This is a genomic window from Pantoea sp. App145 (assembly GCF_047947045.1).
In the GTDB taxonomy this organism is placed as follows: domain Bacteria; phylum Pseudomonadota; class Gammaproteobacteria; order Enterobacterales; family Enterobacteriaceae; genus Pantoea.
Map to the genome: position 1 here is coordinate 3931515 of NZ_CP133290.1, position 23493 is coordinate 3955007.

21 protein-coding genes are annotated in these 23493 nt (G+C 54.5%); 17 read left to right on the forward strand and 4 right to left on the reverse strand.

Annotated elements, in window-relative coordinates:
* Window positions 1-56: 56 nt before the first annotated feature.
* The gene (gene trmN / locus RCF31_RS18170; protein ID WP_299455983.1) at window positions 57-806 is read left to right on the forward strand and encodes a tRNA(1)(Val) (adenine(37)-N(6))-methyltransferase TrmN; all 750 of its coding nucleotides are present in this window, start codon (window positions 57-59) and stop codon (window positions 804-806) included.
* Here the strand turns inward: trmN and nadB are convergent.
* Window positions 791-2410: an L-aspartate oxidase gene (gene nadB / locus RCF31_RS18175; protein WP_416413290.1), complete on the reverse strand. Its 1620-nt coding sequence runs from the start codon at window positions 2408-2410 to the stop codon at window positions 791-793. The genes trmN and nadB overlap by 16 nt on opposite strands.
* 444 nt (window positions 2411-2854) lie before the next feature.
* On the opposite strand from nadB, the gene rpoE reads away from it, so the two are divergent.
* The 11 genes from rpoE to acpS all read left to right on the forward strand — a co-directional run bounded on the left by rpoE (window position 2855) and on the right by acpS (window position 12197).
* Window positions 2855-3433: an RNA polymerase sigma factor RpoE gene (gene rpoE / locus RCF31_RS18180; protein ID WP_010617748.1), complete on the forward strand. Its 579-nt coding sequence runs from the start codon at window positions 2855-2857 to the stop codon at window positions 3431-3433.
* Between the two features lie 27 nt (window positions 3434-3460).
* The gene (rseA, locus tag RCF31_RS18185; RefSeq protein ID WP_299455996.1) at window positions 3461-4117 is read left to right on the forward strand and encodes an anti-sigma-E factor RseA; all 657 of its coding nucleotides are present in this window, start codon (window positions 3461-3463) and stop codon (window positions 4115-4117) included.
* Entirely contained in the window at window positions 4117-5073 is a 957-nt protein-coding gene (rseB, locus tag RCF31_RS18190; RefSeq protein WP_416411877.1) for a sigma-E factor regulatory protein RseB, read from the forward strand. Before rseA ends, rseB begins: the two co-directional genes overlap by 1 nt.
* Window positions 5070-5534, forward strand: a complete 465-nt coding sequence (gene rseC, locus RCF31_RS18195) for a SoxR-reducing system protein RseC (RefSeq protein WP_299456000.1) — start codon at window positions 5070-5072, stop codon at window positions 5532-5534. The genes rseB and rseC overlap by 4 nt, the downstream gene beginning before the upstream one ends.
* Window positions 5535-5751: 217 nt before the next feature.
* The gene (gene lepA, locus RCF31_RS18200; protein ID WP_084876353.1) at window positions 5752-7551 is read left to right on the forward strand and encodes a translation elongation factor 4; all 1800 of its coding nucleotides are present in this window, start codon (window positions 5752-5754) and stop codon (window positions 7549-7551) included.
* 9 nt (window positions 7552-7560) lie between these two features.
* Window positions 7561-8532, forward strand: a complete 972-nt coding sequence (gene lepB / locus RCF31_RS18205; RefSeq protein WP_084876352.1) for a signal peptidase I — start codon at window positions 7561-7563, stop codon at window positions 8530-8532.
* A 130-nt stretch (window positions 8533-8662) separates the two neighbouring features.
* A complete protein-coding gene (gene rnc / locus RCF31_RS18210) occupies window positions 8663-9343 on the forward strand; it encodes a ribonuclease III (RefSeq protein ID WP_208716115.1) in 681 nt (226 codons plus the stop codon).
* Between the two features lie 45 nt (window positions 9344-9388).
* Entirely contained in the window at window positions 9389-10294 is a 906-nt protein-coding gene (era, locus tag RCF31_RS18215; RefSeq protein ID WP_084876350.1) for a GTPase Era, read from the forward strand.
* A gap of 3 nt (window positions 10295-10297) precedes the next feature.
* Window positions 10298-11026 (forward strand): DNA repair protein RecO, encoded by a 729-nt coding sequence (recO, locus tag RCF31_RS18220; RefSeq protein ID WP_299456010.1) that lies wholly within the window; start codon window positions 10298-10300, stop codon window positions 11024-11026.
* 59 nt (window positions 11027-11085) lie between these two features.
* The gene (pdxJ, locus tag RCF31_RS18225) at window positions 11086-11817 is read left to right on the forward strand and encodes a pyridoxine 5'-phosphate synthase (protein ID WP_416411878.1); all 732 of its coding nucleotides are present in this window, start codon (window positions 11086-11088) and stop codon (window positions 11815-11817) included.
* Window positions 11817-12197 carry a holo-ACP synthase gene (gene acpS / locus RCF31_RS18230; protein WP_299456014.1) on the forward strand — a complete coding sequence of 127 codons (381 nt, stop codon included), beginning with the start codon at window positions 11817-11819 and terminating at the stop codon, window positions 12195-12197. Before pdxJ ends, acpS begins: the two co-directional genes overlap by 1 nt.
* Here acpS and RCF31_RS18235 read toward each other — a convergent pair.
* Window positions 12194-12442, reverse strand: coding sequence for a YfhL family 4Fe-4S dicluster ferredoxin (locus RCF31_RS18235; RefSeq protein WP_084876346.1), 249 nt, complete (start codon window positions 12440-12442; stop codon window positions 12194-12196). The genes acpS and RCF31_RS18235 overlap by 4 nt on opposite strands.
* A gap of 261 nt (window positions 12443-12703) precedes the next feature.
* Between RCF31_RS18235 and RCF31_RS18240 the strand changes: the two genes are divergently transcribed.
* The gene (locus RCF31_RS18240) at window positions 12704-13564 is read left to right on the forward strand and encodes a glycosyltransferase family A protein (RefSeq protein ID WP_416413291.1); all 861 of its coding nucleotides are present in this window, start codon (window positions 12704-12706) and stop codon (window positions 13562-13564) included.
* A gap of 90 nt (window positions 13565-13654) precedes the next feature.
* On the opposite strand, the gene RCF31_RS18245 is transcribed toward RCF31_RS18240, so the two are convergent.
* A complete protein-coding gene (locus tag RCF31_RS18245; protein ID WP_084876345.1) occupies window positions 13655-14494 on the reverse strand; it encodes a MurR/RpiR family transcriptional regulator in 840 nt (279 codons plus the stop codon).
* 191 nt (window positions 14495-14685) lie between these two features.
* Here RCF31_RS18245 and yfhb point away from each other — a divergent pair, with 191 nt between their 5' ends.
* The gene (yfhb, locus tag RCF31_RS18250) at window positions 14686-15324 is read left to right on the forward strand and encodes a phosphatidylglycerophosphatase C (protein WP_299456020.1); all 639 of its coding nucleotides are present in this window, start codon (window positions 14686-14688) and stop codon (window positions 15322-15324) included.
* A 79-nt stretch (window positions 15325-15403) separates the two neighbouring features.
* A complete protein-coding gene (gene tadA / locus RCF31_RS18255; protein ID WP_416413292.1) occupies window positions 15404-15874 on the forward strand; it encodes a tRNA adenosine(34) deaminase TadA in 471 nt (156 codons plus the stop codon).
* Here the strand turns inward: tadA and mltF are convergent.
* Window positions 15871-17331: a membrane-bound lytic murein transglycosylase MltF gene (gene mltF / locus RCF31_RS18260; protein ID WP_416411879.1), complete on the reverse strand. Its 1461-nt coding sequence runs from the start codon at window positions 17329-17331 to the stop codon at window positions 15871-15873. The two genes, tadA and mltF, sit on opposite strands and share 4 nt — an antisense overlap.
* 269 nt (window positions 17332-17600) lie before the next feature.
* Between mltF and purL the strand changes: the two genes are divergently transcribed.
* Window positions 17601-21491, forward strand: a complete 3891-nt coding sequence (gene purL / locus RCF31_RS18265) for a phosphoribosylformylglycinamidine synthase (protein ID WP_416411880.1) — start codon at window positions 17601-17603, stop codon at window positions 21489-21491.
* 574 nt (window positions 21492-22065) lie between these two features.
* Window positions 22066-23493 (forward strand): sensor histidine kinase, encoded by a 1428-nt coding sequence (locus RCF31_RS18270; protein WP_299456031.1) that lies wholly within the window; start codon window positions 22066-22068, stop codon window positions 23491-23493.

Consider the following 23493-nt stretch of genomic DNA (forward strand, 5'->3'; position numbering starts at 1 on the left):
GCCACGTTACACTGAAGCTCTGCCATTGGGCAGGATTTGTTGAGTGGTTGCAGAGAATGACAGAAACGACGCCGCATCCGCGGCCTCAGTTACAAAAGAATGGTTTTACCTTTAAGCGGTTTTTTATTGCTCACGATCGCTGTGCAATGAAAGTTGGCACTGACGGGATTTTGCTGGGCGCGTGGGCGCCGGTTGCTGGTGTGCGGCGGGTGCTGGATATCGGTAGCGGCAGCGGGCTGATTGCCCTGATGATTGCCCAGCGCACGCCAGATGAGGTGCATATCGACGCCGTAGAACTGGACGCTGATGCAGCAGGGCAGGCGCAGGAGAATGTGCAGGCGTCACCCTGGCCATCGAGGGTGACGGTTCATCATGCAGATATCACCGATTGGGCAGAGGATTGCGAACAACGTTACTCCCTGATCGTCAGTAATCCCCCTTATTTCGCACCTGGCGTGGCCTGTGCGACCCCGCAACGTGCCGCCGCGCGGTCCACCGATAGTCTTGATCACCAGACTTTGCTACGTTGTGCGGCGCAGTTAATAGAAGAAGAGGGGTTCTTTTGCGTGGTGCTGCCCGAATCACTGGGGCAGGGCATGATTGAGCAGGCACAGCAGGATGGCTGGCATCTGCGTTTTCGTTATGACGTGGCAGAATACGCACAGCGGCCGCCCCATCGCGTGCTGCTTGGGTTCTCACCCAGTGCCGGAGAACACTTGATGGAGCGGCTGGCGATACGTGATGAGAACACGCAATACTCAGAAGACTGGTGCAGCCTGACGCGCGATTTCTATCTGTTCATGTAATGGGCTGGAGCCAGTACCGTGGGCTGTGCTTCGGGTAACAGGAAAGGATAGTCCGGCGTGTAATGCAGGCCGCGGCTCTCTTTACGTTCCAGTGCACAGCGCACCATCAACTCCGCCACCTGAACCAGGTTGCGCAGTTCCAGCAAATTGTTAGACAGGCGAAAATGCGCGTAATACTCATCAATTTCCTGCTGTAGCAGGTTGATACGGCGCAGCGCCCGTTCCAGCCGCTTGGTGGTGCGCACGATTCCCATGTAATCCCACATAAACAGCCGCAGTTCGTGCCAGTTATGTTGAATCACCACGCGTTCATCGGCATCATCGACGCGGCTTTCATCCCAGGCAGGAAGATGCTCGACCTGTTTGATCTCTGGCAGACGACGAATCAAATCTTCCGCGGCCGACCAGCCATACACCAGGCATTCCAGCAGGGAGTTTGACGCCATACGGTTCGCGCCATGCAGGCCGGTATAGCTGACCTCGCCAATGGCATACAGGCCATCGACATCGGTACGCCCCTGCTGATCGACTATCACACCGCCGCAGGTGTAATGGGCGGCGGGGACGATGGGTATCGGCTCTTTGGTCAGATCCAGGCCAAAGGTCAGCAGCTTTTCATAAATCATCGGGAAGTGGGCGCGAACAAAGCTGGCTGGCTGATGGCTGATGTCGAGATACATGCAATCCACGCCAAGACGCTTCATCTCATGGTCGATAGCGCGTGCCACGATATCGCGCGGTGCCAGCTCGGCGCGTTGATCAAAATCAGGCATAAAGCGCGTACCGTCCGGGCGCAGTAACCATGCTCCTTCACCACGTAGCGCTTCGGTAAGCAGGAAGTTTTGCGCCTGGGGATGGAACAGGCAGGTGGGGTGGAACTGATTGAATTCCAGATTCGCGACCCGGCAGCCTGCGCGCCATGCCATCGCGATCCCGTCACCGGAAGCAACGTCTGGATTGGTGGTGTATTGATAAACTTTAGCGGCGCCGCCGGTAGCCAGAATCACTGCACGCGCCCGGCAGGTTTCTACCTGTTCGCGATTACGGTTCCAGATCCAGGCACCGACCACACGACGTGGACCCGGCTGGCCAATTTTATCGGATAAGATCAGGTCTACCGCGTTGGTGCGTTCGAGAATACGAATGTTGGGATGACTCAGGGCCTGGCTGACTAGTGTGGTTTCCACGGCACGCCCGGTCGCATCAGCACTGTGCAGAATGCGGCGATGGCTGTGGCCGCCTTCCCGCGTCAGGTGGTAGCGCGCTTCGCCCTCCCCCTGCGGCTCTTTATCGAAGGCCACACCGTTATCAATCAACCATTGCACGCAGCTACGTGCGTTGCTGGCGATAAAACTGACCGTCGCGCGATCGCATAAGCCGGCACCCGCAATCAGGGTGTCTTCTACATGTGATTCAATGCTGTCGGTTTCATCAAACACGGCGGCGATACCGCCTTGTGCGTAGAGCGTCGAACCTTCATTTACCTGGGCTTTACTCAGCACCGTGACCTGATAATGCGGAGCCAGGCGTAGCGCCAATGACAGGCCAGCAGCGCCACTGCCGACAATAAGTACATCACACTGATAATCGGAGAATGAGGTCATGATGTTTAATTTACTAAACAAAAGGTCCCCTGAGCATAAGCCCGGATACCCGCGTTGTGAAGTATTTTGAACAAGTGTCGCGGGAAAATTAGACGCTTTTCCGTGATAACAACGCGATTTCAGTAAGTTATGTCTGAAAATAGTCTTTACGCGTTTTTTATACCAAACATACTGAAAATTCAGGTAATAAAGATGAAAATCGTAGCGTCATGGGTTACTCTGCCAGCGATTATCGGTTCCGACCAAAGGTCGCCCGCGCGGCAAGTCGCTACACTGTATGACAATCAACAACAAAGGCGTCTTGGTGCCGATACGGAAAATTATCAGGTCGTAATGAACTTCAGGCCAGAATATGACTCTAAGCGCATGCTTGCTCAGAACTAATGAGATGTGCTGGCAGTTCATTTACGCGTATTTAAAGAGTTTGGGGAGACATTACCTCGGATGAGCGAGCAGTTAACGGATCAGGTTCTTGTTGAACGGGTTCAGAAGGGAGATCAAAAGTCCTTTAATTTACTGGTGATACGATACCAGCATAAAGTGGCGAGCCTGGTTTCACGTTATGTCCCGTCGGGCGATGTGCCGGATGTGGTACAGGAGTCTTTCATTAAAGCGTATCGCGCACTGGAATCGTTCCGTGGCGACAGCGCGTTTTATACATGGCTGTACCGCATTGCGGTGAACACAGCAAAAAATTATCTGGTGGCTCAGGGACGCCGCCCGCCATCCAGCGATGTTGACGCGATCGACGCGGAAAATTTCGAAAGTGCGGGTGCGTTAAAAGAAATTTCGAACCCTGAGAACTTAATGTTGTCTGACGAACTGAAACAGATTGTCTTTCGTACCATTGAGGCGCTTCCTGAGGATTTACGCATGGCCATTACCCTCAGAGAGCTGGACGGATTAAGCTACGAAGAAATTGCCGCCATCATGGATTGTCCGGTCGGTACGGTACGTTCGCGTATCTTCCGTGCACGAGAGGCTATTGATAATAAAGTTCAACCGCTTATCCAACGTCAGTGATAACGGCTACTGGAAGGGTACCAAAGCATGCAGAAAGAAAAACTTTCCGCTTTAATGGATGGTGAGACTTTAGATAACGAGCTGCTGGCGTCGTTGTCCAGGGATGCAAATCTGCAAAAAAGCTGGGAAAGCTACCATCTGATCCGCGACACCCTGCGGGGCGATGTGGGTGAAGTGCTGCATTTTGATATCTCCGCGCGTGTAGCGGCAGCCATCGAAAATGAACCGGTACGCAAAGTGACGTCGCTGATTCCGGAAGCGCAGCCTGAACCGGCGAGCTGGAAGAAAATGCCGTTCTGGCGTAAGTCTGGCTCCTGGACAGCGCAACTGGCGCAGGTCGGTTTAGCCGCCTGTGTATCGCTGGCGGTGATTGTCGGTGTTCAGCACTACAATCAGCCTGCGGGTAGCAACGCGACGCCATCGTCCGATTCTCCGGTATTCAACACTTTGCCGATGATGGGCAAGGCCTCTCCGGTCAGTCTGGGGGTTCCTTCTGACGCGTTCGATACCAACAGTTCGAATCAGCAGGTGCAGGAACAGCGTCGCCGTATCAACGCGATGCTGCAGGATTATGAGCTGCAACGTCGTCTGCATGCCGATCAGGTTCAGTTTGAAAAGAACGATCCGCAACAGGCACAGGCTAATGTTCCCGGTAATCAGTCGTTAGGAATTCAGCAGCAGTAATGAAGCAGCTTTGGTGTGCCGTTAGCCTGCTGGCAGGCAGCCTGCTTTACACATCTACCGCCCCGGCGCAGACCTCTGCGTCCGGGGCGTTGTTACAGCAGATGGAGCAGGCAAGCCAGTCCCTCAATTACGAATTCGCTTATATCAATGTCTCGCGTCTCGGCATTGAATCTCTGCGTTATCGCCACGCGGTTATCAACAACCGTGTTTTTGCCCAGCTTTTGCAGATGGACGGTCCGCGACGTGAGGTGATTCAGCGCGGTAATGACATCAGCTATTTCGAGGCTGGCCTCGATCCGTTCACACTGCCCGGCAACCATATCGTCGATGCACTGCCTCCGTTGATGTTTGCCGACTTCTCTCGTCTGAGCAGTGCCTACGATTTCATTCCGGTTGGTCGTTCACGTATTGCCGACCAGCTGTGTGAAGTGATGCGTATTGTTTCCCGGGATGGCACACGTTACAGCTATGTCGTGTGGCTGGATGTCGATACCAGGTTGCCATTACGTATCGATCTGCTGGATCGCGATGGCGAGACGCTCGAACAGTTCCGCGTCATCAGTTTTGCTGTCGATGAAGGCGTGCGTAATCTGATGCAGGGACTGGAGAAAGCCAATCTTCCACCCACCTTATCCTTACCCGTGGGCGATAAAGTTCAGCTCAACTGGCAGCCAACATGGCTACCGGCGGGGATGACGCTGATTTCGCAGAGCCGTCGTGATATCCCTGCGCTGAACAAAACGGTGGAATCCCGTCTCTACAGCGATGGTTTGTTCAGTTTCGCCATTAACGTAACGCCAGCTGATAAAAACAGTGTTGCGCAGACATTGCGCACTGGGCGTCGTACGGTGCAGACCGAAGTGCGCAATAATAGCGAGATTACCGTGGTGGGTGAGATTCCTCCCGCCACAGCAAAACGTATTGCGGACAGCATTGATTCGGGACCAGCAAAATGATGAGAGAATGGGCCACCGTGGTGGCATGGAAAGAGGGCGTCGCGACGTTACATACCGAAGCGAAGACCTCCTGTAACAGTTGCTCGGCGCGTAAAGGCTGCGGCAGCCACATGCTGAATAAGCTGGGGCCGAAAAATGCCCACGTGATGCAAATCGCCAGCCCGGAACCGCTACAACCTGGTCAGCGTATTGAGCTGGGTATCCGTGAGAGTAGTCTGCTGGGCTCTGCGTTGCTGGTTTACATGACACCGCTGTTTGGCCTGTTTCTGGTTGCTGGCTTGTTTCAGATGCTGTTCCATAGCGATCTGGCATCCGCCTGTGGTGCGCTGCTGGGCGGCACAGGGGGCTTTATTGTGGCGAAAGGGGTCTCGACATTAGTCGGCGAACGTGAGGCTTTTCAACCGGTGATCCTGAATGTTGCTTTGCCGCCAGATGCCATGCGGGTTGAAACTGAAATCTGATTCTTACCGGGCCGTGTCAATCGCGGCCTTTTTCTCCGCGCTTAGCCGCTGAAATCTGTTGCGATTCCCCGCTGTTCCATTCTTTAACGCAAGGCGTTAACAGTGTAATATGCGTCGTCATTAATGAGGCTGACAGGGTTCCAGGTAAAATACCGTTTCCTGAATGTGTCTGTGCTCAAGTATTCAACTGCTGTTCTACGTGAAGATATTCATATAAATGAAGCACATAAGAAATTTCTCCATCATCGCTCATATCGACCACGGCAAATCGACGCTCTCCGACCGTTTGATCCAAATTTGTGGTGGCCTGAGCGATCGTGAGATGGCAGCGCAGGTTCTGGATTCAATGGATTTGGAACGTGAGCGCGGCATTACCATTAAAGCGCAGAGCGTAACGCTCGATTACAAAGCGCTGAACGGTGAAACTTACCAGCTCAATTTTATCGATACCCCCGGACACGTTGACTTCTCCTATGAAGTATCGCGTTCTCTGGCGGCCTGTGAAGGGGCGTTGCTGGTGGTCGATGCAGGTCAGGGCGTAGAAGCACAGACGCTGGCGAACTGCTACACCGCAATGGAAATGGATCTGGAAGTGGTACCGGTACTGAACAAGATCGACCTGCCTGCGGCCGACCCGGAGCGTGTGGCGGAAGAGATTGAAGATATCGTTGGTATCGATGCGACGGATGCCGTGCGCTGTTCAGCAAAAACCGGCGTCGGTGTGCCGGAAGTGCTGGAACGTCTGGTACGTGACATTCCGCCGCCGCAGGGCGATCCGGATGCTCCGCTGCAGGCACTGATCATCGACTCATGGTTCGATAACTATCTTGGCGTGGTGTCGCTGATTCGTATCAAGAACGGCACGCTGCGTAAAGGCGACAAAGTTAAAGTGATCAGCACCGGTCAGGTGTATAACGCTGAGCGTCTGGGGATTTTCACGCCGAAACAAGTCGATCGCACCGAACTGAAATGCGGTGAGGTAGGCTGGCTGGTTTGCGCCATTAAAGACATCCTCGGTGCACCAGTGGGCGATACCCTGACGCTGCAACGTAATCCGGCAGATAAAGCGCTGCCGGGCTTCAAAAAAGTGAAGCCGCAGGTTTATGCCGGTCTGTTCCCGGTCAGCTCTGATGATTACGAAGCCTTCCGCGATGCGCTGGGCAAACTGAGCCTGAACGATGCCTCGCTGTTTTACGAGCCGGAAAGCTCCACTGCGTTGGGCTTCGGCTTCCGCTGTGGCTTCCTTGGCCTGCTGCATATGGAGATCATCCAGGAACGTCTGGAGCGTGAATACGATCTCGATCTGATCACCACCGCACCAACCGTGGTGTATGAAGTGGAAACCACAGATGGCGAAGTGGTGTATGTCGACAGCCCGTCGAAGCTACCGCCGCTGAATAACATTGAAGAACTGCGCGAACCGATCGCCGAGTGTCATATGCTGCTGCCGCAGGAATATCTGGGCAACGTCATTACACTGTGCATCGAGAAGCGTGGTGTTCAGACAAATATGGTTTACCACGGCAACCAGGTTGCGCTGACTTACGAAATTCCGATGGCAGAAGTGGTCCTCGACTTCTTCGACCGTCTGAAATCGACGTCACGCGGCTATGCTTCACTGGATTATAACTTCAAGCGTTTCCAGGCCTCTGACATGGTGCGTGTCGACGTGCTGATCAACTCAGAACGTGTCGATGCGCTGGCGCTGATTACTCACCGTGATAACTCGCAATATCGTGGCCGTGATCTGGTGGAGAAGATGAAAGAACTGATCCCACGACAGCAGTTCGATATCGCGATTCAGGCAGCAATTGGCAACCACATTATCGCTCGCTCAACAGTCAAACAGCTGCGTAAAAACGTTCTGGCGAAATGCTATGGCGGTGACGTCAGCCGTAAGAAAAAACTGTTGCAGAAGCAGAAGGACGGTAAGAAGCGAATGAAGCAGGTCGGTAACGTTGAGCTGCCGCAGGAAGCATTCCTTGCCATTCTGCATGTCGGTAAAGACAGCAAATAAGGAACCTCAATGGCTAATATGTTCGCCCTGATTCTGGCGATCGCCACCCTGGTAACGGGTGTTATCTGGTGTATTGATCGTTTTAAATGGGCACCGGCGCGTCGTGCTAAGCAGGCTGCTGCACAGGCGCAAGCCGGCAACACGCTGGATAGCAAAACGCTGGCGAAAGTCTCCGCGCAGCCAGGCTGGGTGGAAACCGCAGCATCGGTTTTCCCGGTGCTGGCGGTGGTGTTTATTGTTCGTTCTTTCGTCTATGAGCCGTTCCAGATCCCATCTGGTTCGATGATGCCCACCCTGTTGATTGGTGACTTCATCCTCGTCGAGAAGTTCGCCTATGGTCTGAAAGATCCGATCACGCAAACCACGCTGATCCCAACCGGTCATCCGCAGCGAGGTGACGTCGCGGTATTTAAATACCCGAAAGATCCGAGCATGGATTACATCAAACGCGTTATCGGCTTACCGGGCGACAAAGTGGTCTACGATCCTTATAGCAAAACGTTGACCGTTAACCCGGGCTGTGCAGGGAGCAAGTGCGATACGGCACTGCCGATTACCTACACCAATATCGAACCGAGCAGCTTTATTCAGACTTTCAGCGGCTTCGATGGCAATGAAACCGGCAACGGCTTCTTCCAGGTACCGCCGGGAGAAACCATGCGTGGCGGCCTGCGTCTCGGGACACGTAAAGAGACGCTGGGCAACGTGACGCATGACATCCTGCTGGTTAACGAAGCGCAAAGTCAGGCGAGCATGTACTATCAGCAGCCAGGCGAGCCGCAATCCACGTGGATTGTGCCGCAGGGGCAATACTTCATGATGGGCGATAACCGTGATAACAGCGCCGACAGCCGCTACTGGGGCTTTGTACCCGAGCGTAATCTGGTCGGTAAAGCGGTCGCTATCTGGATGAGCTTTGAGAAACAGGAAGGACAGTGGCCAACCGGCGTGCGACTGAGTCGCATCGGCGGTATTCACTGATAACAGGCCCGCATAGCGGGCAAAACGGTTGGCTCCCTGCGGGGAGCCACTGCACACGAAACAGAACGTGTTGGAACCTCAGCCCTGTTTCGTATGCAGAGTGACAGACGCACAGAAGAACTGGAATCGCATGAACCCCATCCTCATTAACAAGCTACAGCGCAAACTGGGCTACACTTTTACTCATCCGGAACTACTGCAACAGGCGCTGACTCACCGCAGTGCCAGCAGTAAACATAACGAGCGTCTTGAATTTCTTGGCGATTCAATTCTTAGCTATGTGATTGCTAACGCACTTTATCAACGCTTTCCTCGCGTTGATGAAGGTGATATGAGCCGCATGCGCGCCACGCTGGTACGTGGTAACACGCTGGCTGAAATGGCACGGGAGTTTGATCTCGGCGAGTGTTTACGCCTCGGTCCGGGTGAATTGAAAAGCGGCGGTTTTCGTCGCGAATCGATTCTGGCTGATACCGTGGAAGCGCTGATTGGTGGCATCTTCCTCGACAGCACGATTCAGACCGTCGAAAAGCTGATTCTCGACTGGTATCAAACGCGGCTGGAACAAATCAGCCCGGGCGATAAGCAAAAAGATCCGAAAACCCGCCTGCAGGAGTATCTGCAGGGACGCCATCTGCCACTGCCCTCTTATCTGGTGGTGCAGGTGCGTGGTGAAGCCCACGATCAGGAATTTACCATTCACTGTCAGGTGAGTGGCATGGCAGAACCGGTGGTGGGCGTAGGCTCCAGCCGCCGTAAAGCGGAACAGGCCGCTGCCGAACAAGCGCTGATTAAACTCGGCCTCGAATAGTCACATCGCAGCACCCTGAACGGTGCTGATTAAGTCAGGACTCGAATGAGCGAACACGAAACTTATTGCGGCTTTGTCGCGATTGTTGGCCGACCGAACGTCGGCAAATCCACCTTACTGAACCAGTTACTGGGGCAGAAGGTGTCGATCACTTCACGCAAGCCGCAAACCACGCGTCACCGCATCATGGGTATTCATACTGAAGGGCCTTATCAGGCCATCTACGTGGACACCCCTGGGCTGCATATGGAAGAAAAGCGGGCGATCAACCGCCTGATGAACCGTGCTGCCAGCAGCTCCATTGGTGATGTTGAACTGGTCATTTTCGTGGTTGATGGCACGCGCTGGACGCCTGATGACGAAATGGTGCTAAACAAGCTGCGTGATGGCAAAGTGCCGGTAGTGCTGGCGGTTAACAAAGTTGATAACATCCAGGATAAAAGCATCCTGCTGCCACACCTGCAATTCCTCAGTCAGCAGATGAACTTCGCTGAAATCGTGCCGATTTCCGCTGAATTCGGTAAGAACGTGGATACTATTGCCGCTATCGTGCGCAAGCGTCTGCCGCAGGCCGAGCATCACTTCCCGGAAGAGTACATCACTGACCGCTCACAACGTTTTATGGCATCCGAAATCATCCGTGAAAAACTGATGCGTTTCCTCGGTGCTGAGCTGCCTTATTCCGTTACCGTTGAGATTGAGAAGTTCGAAACCAACGAACGTGGTGGCTACGATATCAGCGGCCTGATTCTGGTTGAGCGCGACGGACAGAAGAAAATGGTGATTGGCAACAAAGGGGCCAAAATCAAAACCATCGGTATTGAAGCGCGTAAAGATATGGAAGAGATGTTTGAGGCCAAAGTGCACCTCGAACTGTGGGTGAAGGTCAAATCTGGCTGGGCAGACGACGAACGTGCGTTGCGCAGTCTGGGTTATGTAGACGACCTCTAACCGATGGAAGGCTGGCAACGCGCCTTTGTGCTGCATAGTCGCCCCTATAGCGAAACCAGCCTGCTGATCGATCTCTTTAGCGAAAGCGAAGGGCGCGTGCGTGTCCTCGCCAAAGGCGCGCGGTCGCGCCGTTCGCAACTAAAAGGTGCTTTGCAACCTTTCACACCATTGCTGGTGCGCTGGGGCGGGCGCGGCGAAGTAAAAACGCTGCGCAGTGCCGAAGCGGTATCGCTGGCGCTGCCGCTCAGCGGTATCACACTCTACTGTGGCCTGTACGTGAACGAACTCTTGTCACGCGTACTGGAGCAGGAAATTCCTTTCTCTGAACTGTTCTTCGATTACCTGAATTGCATCCAGTCACTGGCAGCCGCCAGCGGCACGCCTGAACCGGCGTTGCGCCGCTTTGAACTGGCGTTGCTGGGCCACCTGGGATACGGTGTCGATTTCCTGCACTGCGCAGGCAGTGGGGAAGAGGTGGATGACGGCATGACCTACAGCTATCGCGAAGAAAAAGGGTTTATTGCCAGCCTGGTGGTGAACCAGCGCAGCTTTACCGGTCGCCAGCTGCGGGCGCTATGGGAGCGAGATTTCCCGGATGCGGATAGCCTGCGCGCAGCCAAACGTTTTACCCGTATGGCGCTAAAGCCATACCTGGGCGGTAAACCGCTCAAGAGTCAGGAACTCTTTCGTCAGTTTGTGCCGAAAAAGAAGCCGGATACGGCGAGCGAATGATGCCAGGCGGGATGTCGCGCGGTACACTCTCAACACACTAAACATTTTTAAGGATTGTCATGGCTGAGTTGCTGTTAGGGGTCAACATTGACCACATCGCCACCGTACGTAACGCACGTGGCACCCATTATCCTGATCCGGTGCAGGCCGCATTTATCTCCGAACAGGCTGGGGCGGATGGCATTACCGTGCACCTGCGTGAAGACCGTCGTCATATTACCGACCGCGATGTGCGTATTCTGCGTGACACCATCCAGACACGTATGAACCTGGAAATGGCCGTCACCGATGAAATGGTCGGCATTGCCTGTGACATCAAACCGCATTTCTGCTGCCTGGTGCCGGAAAAACGTCAGGAAGTGACCACCGAAGGTGGGCTCGATGTGGCGGGACAACAGGACAAAATCAACGCTGCGGTAAGGCAACTGAGTGAGGCGGGAATTCTGGTTTCGTTGTTTATTGATGCCGATCACCGTCAGATTGAAGCGGCAGTCGCCAGCGGTGCGCCTTATATTGAAATCCACACCGGTGCCTATGCTGAAGCGCCTGAAGGGCTGGTGCGTGATGCTGAGCTGGAACGAATTCGTATCGCTGCCACCTTTGCCGCCAGCCTCGGGCTGAAAGTGAATGCAGGCCACGGACTGACCTACCACAACGTGCTGCCGATTGCGGCTTTACCGGAAATGCATGAACTGAATATCGGTCATGCGATTATTGGTCGCGCGGTGATGAGTGGTCTGGCTGACGCAGTCAAAGAGATGAAACAGCTGATGCGGGAAGCGCGCCGTTAATGGCCATACTCGGGCTGGGCAGCGATATCGTTGAGATTGAGCGCATCGCCGGTGTCATTGAGCGCTCCGGGGATCGTCTGGCGCGTCGGGTGCTGAGCGAAGCCGAGTGGCAGCAATACCAGACGCACCAGCAGCCGGTGCGTTTTCTGGCTAAGCGTTTTGCGGTGAAGGAAGCGGCGGCGAAAGCTTTTGGTACCGGTATTCGTGGCGGCCTGGCGTTTAATCAGTTTGAAGTGTACAACGATGCGCTGGGCAAACCGGGTTTACGTTTCTTCCTGCAAGCGGCGGAAATTGCACGACAGCTTGGTGTGCAGCATGTCCACGTCACTCTGGCCGATGAACGGCACTACGCCTGTGCCACGGTGATCATCGAAAGCTAGTGATGCAGCACCACAAATTTCTCCCACAGCGCTTCACGACTTTCGGGGTGCTGTGGGTCAGGAATGATGGTGTTATCGATGGGGCATACGCTCAGGCAGGTCGGCACATCATAATGGCCGACACATTCGGTGCAGCGAGCGCTGTCGATCTGGTAGATGGCGTCACCGAGGCTGATCGCCTGGTTCGGGCATTCCGGTTCGCACATGTCACAGTTGATACAGCGCTGGGTAATCAGTAAAGCCATGGTGAGTTACTATCTGGTGTAAAAGATTCAGTAAAGGCGCGCACCTTAGCATAATCCGGCCTTCCCCCCAATCTGGCGTGTTGATTTTTCTCCGTTTCATTTGCGCCAGCGCAAGATTGCATTCGTTATATTTTTCTGATGATGCCATCATGGATTTATTTATTTCTATGATATCAATAATTTATCATGGAGCCTGGGTTGAAGCTATCTGGTGCTGAGTTAGCATCTGCGCTACCAGGTGAACCTCTAATAAATTATGCAATGAATATAATAAATGAACTGATTAGCAACCGACATCCTGCCGACAAATCCCATATTGAACTGAGCTATATTACGCATTTTTATTGTGACCAGGAATCTATCAGCTCGGTCACCTCTTTGTTAAAGGAATATGAAACTTATCCGGCACCATTATTAGATCGTATCGAATTTATTATTGTCGATGATTGCTCACCGATTGAATATGAAATACCGGCATTGAATTTAAATTTGACCTGGTTACGCATCACGACGGATATCAAATGGAATCAGGGCGGGGCACGTAATCTGGGAGTGACCTACGCAAAATCGGATAAAATTTTGATGTCAGACCTCGATCATGGTTTCCCGGCCAGCACGCTGGCATATCTGGCTGACTCTGACAACCCTGGACGATGTTTCTATAAACTGCGGCGTAAGCGTGCTGATGGCATCTGCTATAAAGGCCATTCCAATCTGTTTTTTATGAGCCGCGCCCGTTTTCTGCGTTTTTACGGCTATGATGAAGAATATTGCGGCAATTATGGTGCAGAAGATTATCGGTTTGTGAAATATCAGAAGTATCAGGGGTCGCAGCAGCGTTATATGCCGGACAGCATTTGGTGTTATGAGCGTCAACTGGATCGTGAAAAAAGCTATCACAATTTATCACGTGATCTTTCTGCTAATACGCCGGTTGATTTGCGAAAGAAGAATGAGTGTAGCTACTTTGGCAGAGAGTATGGACATAGTCGTATTTTTCTCAATTTCGACTGGATTAAAATGAAAACCTATAATCGTTGTCCGGCAATGCCGCCAAAAATCAGGAAATACTGGCGGCCATTGTGGTGGTGGCGTTGGTTGAATCCGCGCGCAGCACGCTGAACATCATGTCTGGCGGTGCTGGTTATCACGCGGGTTTTGTAACAGTGTGAAGCGCCTGAAAATAGCGCGATAGATCGCGCTGTTGAACTGTTACACCAGTTTTCTTACCAGCGCTTCACTGTGGCGGATATGGCTGGAGGCGCGCTCAGGATCATTCTGTACCAGTGCCATAAACAGCAGGTCCGTCAGGGCCAGCTGGGCGCTGGTTGAGGAGATTGCGGCACTGCGGGTGCTTTGCTCCTCGGCAACGGTGTAGAGACAATGCGTGGCGCACTGCTGCAACGTATTGGGGGTGAACCCGGTAAACGCCAGTACATCGGCCCCGGTCTGCGCGGCTTCCTGGGCGGCAAGATTGATTTCGCGTCGTTCGCCGGTATAGGAAATGGCCAGCAGCACATCGCCTGCCGTCATGGCCTGTACGCTGGCGAGCAACGCATGCATATCCTGCTCGGCGACCGCGTTGATGCCGATCTTCATCAGTTTCCAGGAAAAATCTTTTGCTACCAGGCCCGATGCGCCAATGCCGACCAGCAGGATACGGTTGGCATTTTTCAGCAGCCGTAGCGTTTCCATCAACATCTCTTCGCTGTTGATATCCAGCGTGGCGCGAATTGCCGAGATCTTCTCGGCCAGCAGTTTTTCACCCACGACTTTCAGCGGGTCATCGCTAAGAATATGGTTATGAACGGTGATGGCATCACGGTCGGCCAGTGATTCGCTGAGTGCTAACTTCAATGCCGGGAACCCTTTATAGCCCAGTTTCTGGGCAAACTTGACCACGCTGGACTGGCTGACCCCTGATTCTTCCGCCAGTTTTTGCGAACTCAAATGCCGCGCCCGGTCCGGTTGTGACAACAAAAAATCCGCCAGACGTCGCTCGTTGAGCGCCAGACGCGGATAAAGCTGACGAATCCGCAGCAATGAACTCATCTCCGATCCTTAATTCAGAACGTAATGCTTATTTAGCCTGATAAATGTGGCGAGGAATGCCACATAGCAGCCTGCCGCCAATAAGAATAAACTATTCAGCGGGCATTGTAGTCATTGGAATTAAAAATGACCGCGTTCGCCTGGCTACACTCAAGAGCAGGCATGATAAAGCAGAATGAAAGGAGAGTGGTTTGACAAAGGGTACGCAACGACGCGTGGTGTTTTTTGATCTCGACGGCACGCTACATCAACAGGATATGTTCGGCACCTTTATGCGCTATCTGCTGAGACATCAGCCGCTGAATTTATTGCTGGTCGTGCCATTGTTACCGGTGATTGCTGCGGGGTTGCTGTTTAAAGGGCGCGCCGCGCGCTGGCCGATGAGTTTGTTGCTGTGGGCCATCACCTTCGGTCACAGTGAAAAACGCCTGTTGCAGCGCGAAGCTGAATTCGCCCGCTGGTTCCGCCAGCGCGTTACCGCTTTTCCGGTGGTACAGCAGCGGCTGACGGATTACCTCAGCAGCGATGATGCCGATGTCTGGTTAATCACCGGTTCACCGCAGTCGCTGGTGGAGCAGGTCTATTTCGATTCAGCTTTTCTGCCGCGTGTACAACTCATTGCCAGCCAGATGAAGCCAGGACGGGGTGGGCGTGTACTGACGATGCGCTGTCTCGGGCATGAAAAAGTGGCGCAGCTGGAGGAGAAAATCGGCACGCCGTTGCAGCTCTACAGTGGCTATAGCGACAGCAAGCAGGACAACCCGCTGCTGTTCTTTTGCCAGCATCGCTGGCGCGTCACTCCGCGTGGAGAGTTGCAGCAGCTGGAATAACCTCGCTATTTCGCTATAATGCGCCGCCTTTGTTACCCGCAGGAGTTACCCGGTGAACCCACAGACTGATGAATACTGGATGCGTCACGCTTTACGCCTCGCACGTTTGGCGTGGGAGCAGGGGGAAGTGCCAGTCGGTGCGGTGCTGGTGCAGGGTGACAAGGTGATTGGCGAAGGCTGGAACCGTCCGATCGGTCAGCATGATCCTACTGCGCATGCGGAAATTATGGCGCTGCGCCAGGGCGGTAAAGTGCTGGAAAATTATCGTCTGCTCGACACCACGTTATACGTGACGCTCGAACCCTGTGTGATGTGTGCCGGGGCGATGGTGCATAGCCGGATTACCCGGCTGGTGTATGGCGCAAAAGATGAAAAAACCGGAGCGGTCGGTTCGCTGCTGGATGTGATTGGTCATCCCGGTATGAATCACCAAATCCAGATTGCTTCTGGTGTGCTGGCGGAAGAATGCGCCGCGACGCTGAGTGATTTTTTCCGCATGCGGCGTGAGCAGAAAAAAGCGCTGCGTCAGGCGCAGCGCGACGCGGGTTAATTCATCGCAATCTTCGGTTCGACAGCAGGATAACCGGCGCCCAGTTCTGCTTCCATGGCTGACTGCTGCGCCAGCCGTTTGTCCTGTTCCTGTAAATATCCCACCAAACTAATCTGATACTTACGGATATTTTCCACGTAGTTATACGCTTCATGACCGCGAGCATAGCCGTACGTGGTCTGCGCGTAGTAACGCTTCTGACTCAGCATCGGCAAACGCAGCTTCACATCGGCCCAGCTATCGGGGTTGCCGCCTTGTTTGGACGTCAGCTTACGGGCGTCCAGCATGTGGGCATAGCCCATGTTATAGGCCGCCAGAGCAAACCAGATACGTTCATCTTCCGGGATGGTCGTGGGGACTTTTTCCACCATACGTTGCAGGTATTCGCTGCCACCGCGGATACTTTGCTCAGGATCGAGACGATCGGCAACGTCAAGGCTGTCTGCGGTGTTGCGCGTCAGCATCATCATGCCGCGCACGCCGGTGGGCGAGGTTGCCTGTGGATTCCAGTGCGACTCCTGATAAGAAATCGCCGCCAGCAGCCGCCAGTCGAGGCTGGAGGCATATTTCTCAAATAACGGCTTGATATCCGGCAGGGTATTGTCGATGGCGCGCAGGAAGGTGCGGGTATCGACGTAATCAAAAGTGCCGACATGGCCGAGATACTTCTCCTCCAGCCGCGCGATGGTGCCTTCTTCGCTCATCTGACTATAGAAGTCGAGCATGGCTGCATTCAGGCTGTCATCTTCTTTATCATGTGGCAGATACCAGGTGACGGGTTCTTCATCGGTGATATCAAAGGCCACTGCCAGCTGCGGATGAATGCGTTGCAGCAGGCCAATGGTGACAGAATCCCCCACGGTGTAGTCCAGTTTGCCATCCGCCACCGCTTCCAGCAGCGCTTTTTGCCCCTGGTCGGTAGCGATTGACCAGTCAAGATCGGGATAGTTTCCGGCTTTAGCGGAACGTAAAGTTGACAGGTACGCGGAACCGGACTGCACAATCAGGCGGCCTTTCAGATCACCGAGGTTTTTTGGCCGCGGCTTATCAATGCGATACACCAGCTGTTGCGATACCGAGTAATAACTCGGTCCGGTCTGATAACGGGCTATGCGATCGTTGTTGTAGATCAGGCCCGCAGCCAGCAAATCCGCCTTACCATCATCAAGATCGTCAAACAGGTCACCGAGGTTCGGACGCACCGTCACCTGGAGTTTGACGCCAAGATAATCGGCGAAGCGCTTTGCCAGCTCGTAATCCATACCGGCTGGTGCATTATTGATGGTGTAGTAAGTCAGCGGGGAGTTAACGGTACTGATGCGCAGCACTCCCCGTGATTTGATCTGCGATATCGCGTCTTTGCCGCCCCCGTACCAGGGGATCGACGGCCACAGTGCCAGCGCAAGTAGCACGGTTATCAGACCGATAAACAGATAGTTTAATTTCAGGCGTTTCAAATAGTTGTCTCTCGCTGGCTCTAAGGCCTCTGTCTTTAAAAGGCAGTATTGATCTTGTATGAACTCCCAGAGCGAAGGGCATTTTGCGCAACAAAGCGAGCCGGAGCAACTTATATAGCAGGATTTGCGCAAAATTCAGGCGAATCCGGTAGGCCATAAATTCTGCGCAAACGGTTTCGTAACCGGTGCTGTTTCTCTATAATACGCCCCGTTTTCCCTGTTGCGCCCAATGAAGCGTCGCCCGGCGCTTCGAAGACGAGAGATCTTTAATGATGGAAATTCTGCGTGGTTCGCCCGCCCTGTCGGCATTTCGTGTAAACAAACTGCTGACCCGCTTTCAGGACGCTCATCTGCCGGTGAGTGATATTTACGCCGAGTACGTCCATTTTGCCGATGTCAGTGCGCCGCTGAGTGCGGACGAAAAAGCCCGCCTGCAACGCCTGCTGAAATACGGTCCGTCTCTCGCCGAACATGCGCCACAAGGGCGTCTGTTGCTGGTGACGCCGCGTCCAGGCACCATTTCACCCTGGTCCTCCAAAGCGACCGATATCGCCCACAACTGCGATCTGCCACAGGTGCGTCGTCTGGAACGCGGTATGGCGTTCTATGTTCAGGCACCGCAGCTGACAGAAGCGCAGTGGCAGACCCTTGCCAGCCTGCTGCATGACCGCATGATGGAAACGGTATACGGCGATCTCAATGATGCGCAGCAACTGTTTGCCCACCATGAGCCGCAGCCGCTGAAAAGTGTTGATGTGCTGGGTGGAGGCCGTCAGGCACTGGAACTGGCTAACACTACGCTGGGTCTGGCTCTGGCCGATGACGAAATCGACTATCTGCTGAACGCCTTCACTACGCTGGGTCGCAACCCGAACGACATTGAACTCTATATGTTTGCCCAGGCGAACTCCGAGCATTGCCGCCACAAAATCTTCAACGCCGACTGGATTATTGACGGTGAAAAACAGCCGAAGTCGCTGTTTAAAATGATCAAAAATACCTTCGAACAAACGCCTGACTATGTGTTGTCTGCCTATAAAGACAACGCGGCGGTGATGGAAGGTTCCGAAGTTGGCCGTTACTACGCCGATGCCGAAAAAGGCGAATACGATTTCCATCAGGAAGCCGCGCATATCCTGATGAAAGTGGAAACGCATAACCACCCAACGGCGATTTCTCCATGGCCAGGTGCGGCGACCGGTTCCGGTGGTGAAATCCGTGACGAAGGCGCAACCGGACGTGGTGCCAAACCCAAAGCGGGTCTGGTGGGCTTTTCAGTGTCCAACCTGCGTATTCCGGGCTTTGAACAGCCGTGGGAAGAAGACTTTGGTAAGCCGGATCGTATCGTGACGGCGCTGGATATCATGACCGAAGGCCCACTGGGTGGCGCGGCGTTCAACAACGAATTTGGTCGTCCGGCACTGAACGGTTACTTCCGTACCTATGAAGAGCGCGTTAACAGCCACAACGGTGAAGAACTGCGTGGTTACCACAAGCCAATCATGCTGGCGGGCGGCATCGGTAACATCCGTGCCGACCACGTGCAGAAAGGCGAAATAGTGGTGGGCGCGAAGCTGATTGTGCTGGGTGGCCCGGCAATGAATATCGGTCTCGGCGGCGGTGCTGCCTCATCAATGGCTTCTGGCCAGTCTGATGCCGACCTCGACTTTGCTTCCGTACAGCGTGACAACCCGGAAATGGAACGTCGTTGCCAGGAAGTGATCGACCGCTGCTGGCAGCTGGGCGAAGCTAACCCGATTCTGTTTATCCATGACGTGGGTGCAGGTGGCTTGTCTAACGCCATGCCGGAGCTGGTCAGCGACGGTGGCCGTGGTGGCCGCTTCAATCTGCGTGACGTGCTGAGCGATGAGCCAGGCATGAGCCCGCTGGAAGTGTGGTGTAACGAATCGCAGGAACGTTATGTGCTGGCGGTAGCGCCGGACAAACTGGCGCTGTTTGATGAGCTGTGCCAGCGCGAGCGTGCCCCTTACGCGGTAATTGGTGAAGCCACCGAAGAACAGCATCTGAGCCTGGCGGATACGCATTTCGACAACAAACCGATCGATATGCCGCTGGATGTGCTGCTGGGCAAAACGCCGAAGATGACGCGTGATGTGGTCAGTCAGCAGGCGAAAGGTGAAGCGTTGCAGCGCGACGGCATCACCGTGGCTGATGCGGTCAACCGTGTGCTGCATCTGCCGACCGTGGCAGAGAAAACCTTCCTTGTTACCATCGGTGACCGTACCGTAACCGGTATGGTGGCACGCGATCAGATGGTGGGTCCGTGGCAGATTCCGGTTGCTAACTGCGCAGTGACCACCGCCAGTCTCGACAGCTACTACGGTGAAGCCTTCTCTCTCGGCGAACGCGCCCCGGTCGCACTGCTCGACTTCGCCGCTTCAGGCCGTCTGGCGGTGGGTGAAGCTCTGACTAACCTCGCCGCAACGGCAATTGGTTCACTGACACGCGTGAAGCTGTCAGCGAACTGGATGGCGGCAGCCGGTCACCCGGGTGAAGATGCGGGCCTGTATGAAGCCGTGAAAGCGGTCGGCGAAGAACTTTGCCCGGCGCTGGGTATCACCATCCCGGTGGGTAAAGATTCCATGTCGATGAAAACCCGCTGGCAGCAGGGGAATGAACAGCGTGAAATGACGTCACCGCTGTCGCTGGTCATCACCGCTTTTGCCCGCGTGGAAGACGTACGCCGCACCGTGACGCCGCAATTGCAGGCCGATAAAGACAACCTGCTGCTGCTGGTGGATCTGGGCAATGGCGCAAACACGCTGGGGGCGACGGCGCTGTCACAGGTCTATCGTCAACTGGGTGATAAACCGGCTGACGTGCGTGACGCCGGACAGCTGGCTGGCTTCTTCAACGCCATTCAGGCGCTGGTGGCGGAGCAGAAACTGCTGGCCTACCACGACCGTTCTGACGGCGGCCTGCTGGTAACGCTGGCTGAGATGGCGTTTACCGGTCATTGCGGTATCGAAGCGGACATCGCCGCGCTGGGTAGTGATGCGCTGGCGGCGCTGTTTACCGAAGAACTGGGTGCGGTGGTGCAAATCAACGCTGCTGACCGTGATGCGGTGCTGAAGACGTTCGCCGATCATGGCCTGATGACCAACGTCCATGTGATTGGTCAGGCGCTGCCGGGCGATCGTTTTGTGATTCGTTCTGGTGAGCATGCGGTGTACAGCGAAAGCCGTACCACGCTGCGTACCTGGTGGGCAGAAACCACCTGGCAGATGCAGCGTCTGCGTGACAACCCGGCCTGTGCCGATCAGGAACATGAAGCGAAGAAAAACGACAACGATCCTGGCCTGAATGTCCATCTGACCTTCAAACCGGAAGAAGACGTTGCCGCGCCGATGATTGCCACCGGTGCGCGTCCGCGTGTGGCGGTGCTGCGTGAGCAGGGCGTCAATTCCCACGTTGAAATGGCGGCCGCCTTCCATCGTGCAGGCTTTACCGCTGTCGATGTGCATATGAGCGATCTGCTGGCGGGCCGTCGCGGTCTGGAAGAGTTCCATGCGCTGGTGGCCTGTGGTGGCTTCTCCTACGGTGACGTACTGGGTGCGGGTGAAGGCTGGGCGAAATCCATCCTGTTCAACAGCCGCGTGCGTGATGAGTTCGAAAACTTCTTCCATCGTCCGCAGACGCTGGCGCTGGGCGTCTGTAACGGCTGCCAGATGATGTCCAATCTGCGTGAGCTGGTGCCGGGCAGCGAACTGTGGCCGCGCTTCGTGCGTAACCAGTCAGAACGCTTTGAAGCGCGTTTCAGCCTGGTGGAAGTGGCTGCCAGCCCGTCACTGCTGCTGGACGGCATGGCCGGTTCGCATATGCCGATTGCGGTATCACACGGCGAAGGTTTTGTTGAAGTGCGTGATGGCGCGCATCTGGCGGCGCTGGAAAGCAAAGGCCTGGTGGCGCTGCGTTTCGTGGACAACTTCGGTAAGGTGACCGAGACTTATCCGGCCAACCCGAACGGTTCCCCGAACGGTATCACTGCGGTGACCAACGAAAGCGGCCGCGTGACCATTATGATGCCGCACCCGGAACGCGTGTTCCGTACTGTGAGCAATTCCTGGCACCCGGCAGAGTGGGGCGAAGACAGCCCGTGGATGCGTATTTTCCGCAACGCACGTAAGCAGTTGGGTTAATGCGTAGCGGCGCGATTTATCGCGCAATCAAGGGCATCCTGATGGATGCCCTTTTTTTTGATGTCGGAAAACAGCGACACCGCTACGGTTAGCCTGTCGTCAAAAGGTGACATTTAACCTATTGATATTATTGGGTGTGATTTTTCCTTCAGAAACGCGTTGCTAATCAGCGACAGTTTTTTTAGACCGGACGGTAAATTTTTTGCGCCGTGTCTCACTCTGAGAAAGCATTTATCTGATAATTAACGCTATTTTATTTTTGGCACGATGTTTGCTATACTCATTACGTTGCTCATTCTCCTGCTTATGATTGCCCCGCATTGCGGTTGAGCTCATAAAAACTGAATGACGCACCAAACGGTGCCTGCCGTCCACCCAACCGATAATCGCTTGCTTTGCAACGTTATCAAGCATCGGACGTAACGTTGAGTTAGGCACCACCTTATTCCCGCGTGAGGCGTTCGGCGTCACGCTCAACGGCAGGCCATAGCGCCTGCCGTTTTCTTATCTATGCTTTCTTCCGCTTTCAGACTCCGCTAGCATTCCTGTAGTAAAAATTTAAGGAAATCCGGTTGTGAAGAGATGGCGTTTATTTCCCCGTTCGCTGCGTCAGCTGGTGTTGATGGCGTTCCTGCTGGTGCTGCTGCCGCTGCTGGTACTGGCGTGGCAGGCATGGGAAAGTCTGTCGGCGCTGAGCAATCAGGCGGCAGACACCAATCGCAACACCTTTACGGACGTGCGCCGCAGTGAAGCCATGGCGCGGACTGCCATCGAGCTGGAGCGCAGCTATCGTCAATATTGTGTGTTGGGTGATGACAGTCTGGCGCGGCTCTATCAGTCACAACGTGCGCACTACAGTCAGATGCTCACCACCCACGCTGCCAGCCTGCCGGATTTGCCTTCGTTCAAACTGTTAGCTGCAACGTTGCCACAGCTGGAAACGCTGCAATGTGCCAGCGGCAATCCCTCCGCACCTGCATCGACAGCCCTTGAGCACTTTTCCGATACCAATGCGCAAATGGTGCAGGAAACACGCGAAGTGGTGTTTTCGCGGGGTTTGCAATTGCAGCGTGAAATTGCTGATCGAGGCCAGTTTTTTGGCTGGCAGGCTCTGATATTGTTCCTGATCAGCCTGGCGCTGGTGTTGTTGTTTACCGGCATGATTATCGGGCCGGTGAAGCGGGTGGAGCGGATGATCAACCGTCTGGGTGAAGGCAAGGCGCTGGGCGACAGTATCAGCTTCCGTGGTCCGCGTGAGATCCGCTCGCTCGGTAAGCGTATTGTCTGGCTGAGTGAACGCCTGAGCTGGCTGGAAGCGCAACGCCACGAGTTTTTACGCCATCTTTCCCATGAGCTGAAAACGCCACTTGCCAGCCTGCGCGAAGGCACGGAATTGTTAGCCGATCAGGTGGCAGGTCCACTGAATAGCGAACAGCAGGAAGTGGTGGCGATTCTGGATACCAGCAGCCGTCATTTGCAACGTTTGATCGAGCAGTTGCTGGATTACAACCGCAAACTGGCCGATGGCCCGCTGGCGCTGGATGTCGTGGCACTGGATACCATTGTCGAGACGGTGGTGAAATCACACTCGTTACCGGCCCATGCGCGGCAAATGCGCACCCATGTGGATTTACAGGTGAACCACTGCCTGGCAGAGTCAACCCTGCTGCAACGGGTGATCGATAACCTTTATTCGAACGCCGTGAACTACGGTAGCGAATCCGGTAACATCTGGCTGCACAGCCAGCAGAAGGGCAATGAGGTGTGGATCGAGGTGGCAAACACCGGCACACCGATTCCGGCTGAAGAGCAGGCGATGATCTTTGAGCCTTTTTATCAGGGCAGCCAACAACGCAAGGGGCCGGTTAAAGGCAGTGGGCTGGGGTTGAGCATCGCCAAAGATTGCCTGCGCAGGATGCAGGGTGATTTACAGTTGGTGACACGTAAGGACGCGGATGTCTGTTTTCGTATCATTTTGACTACCACCGCCGGGAATGCCTGA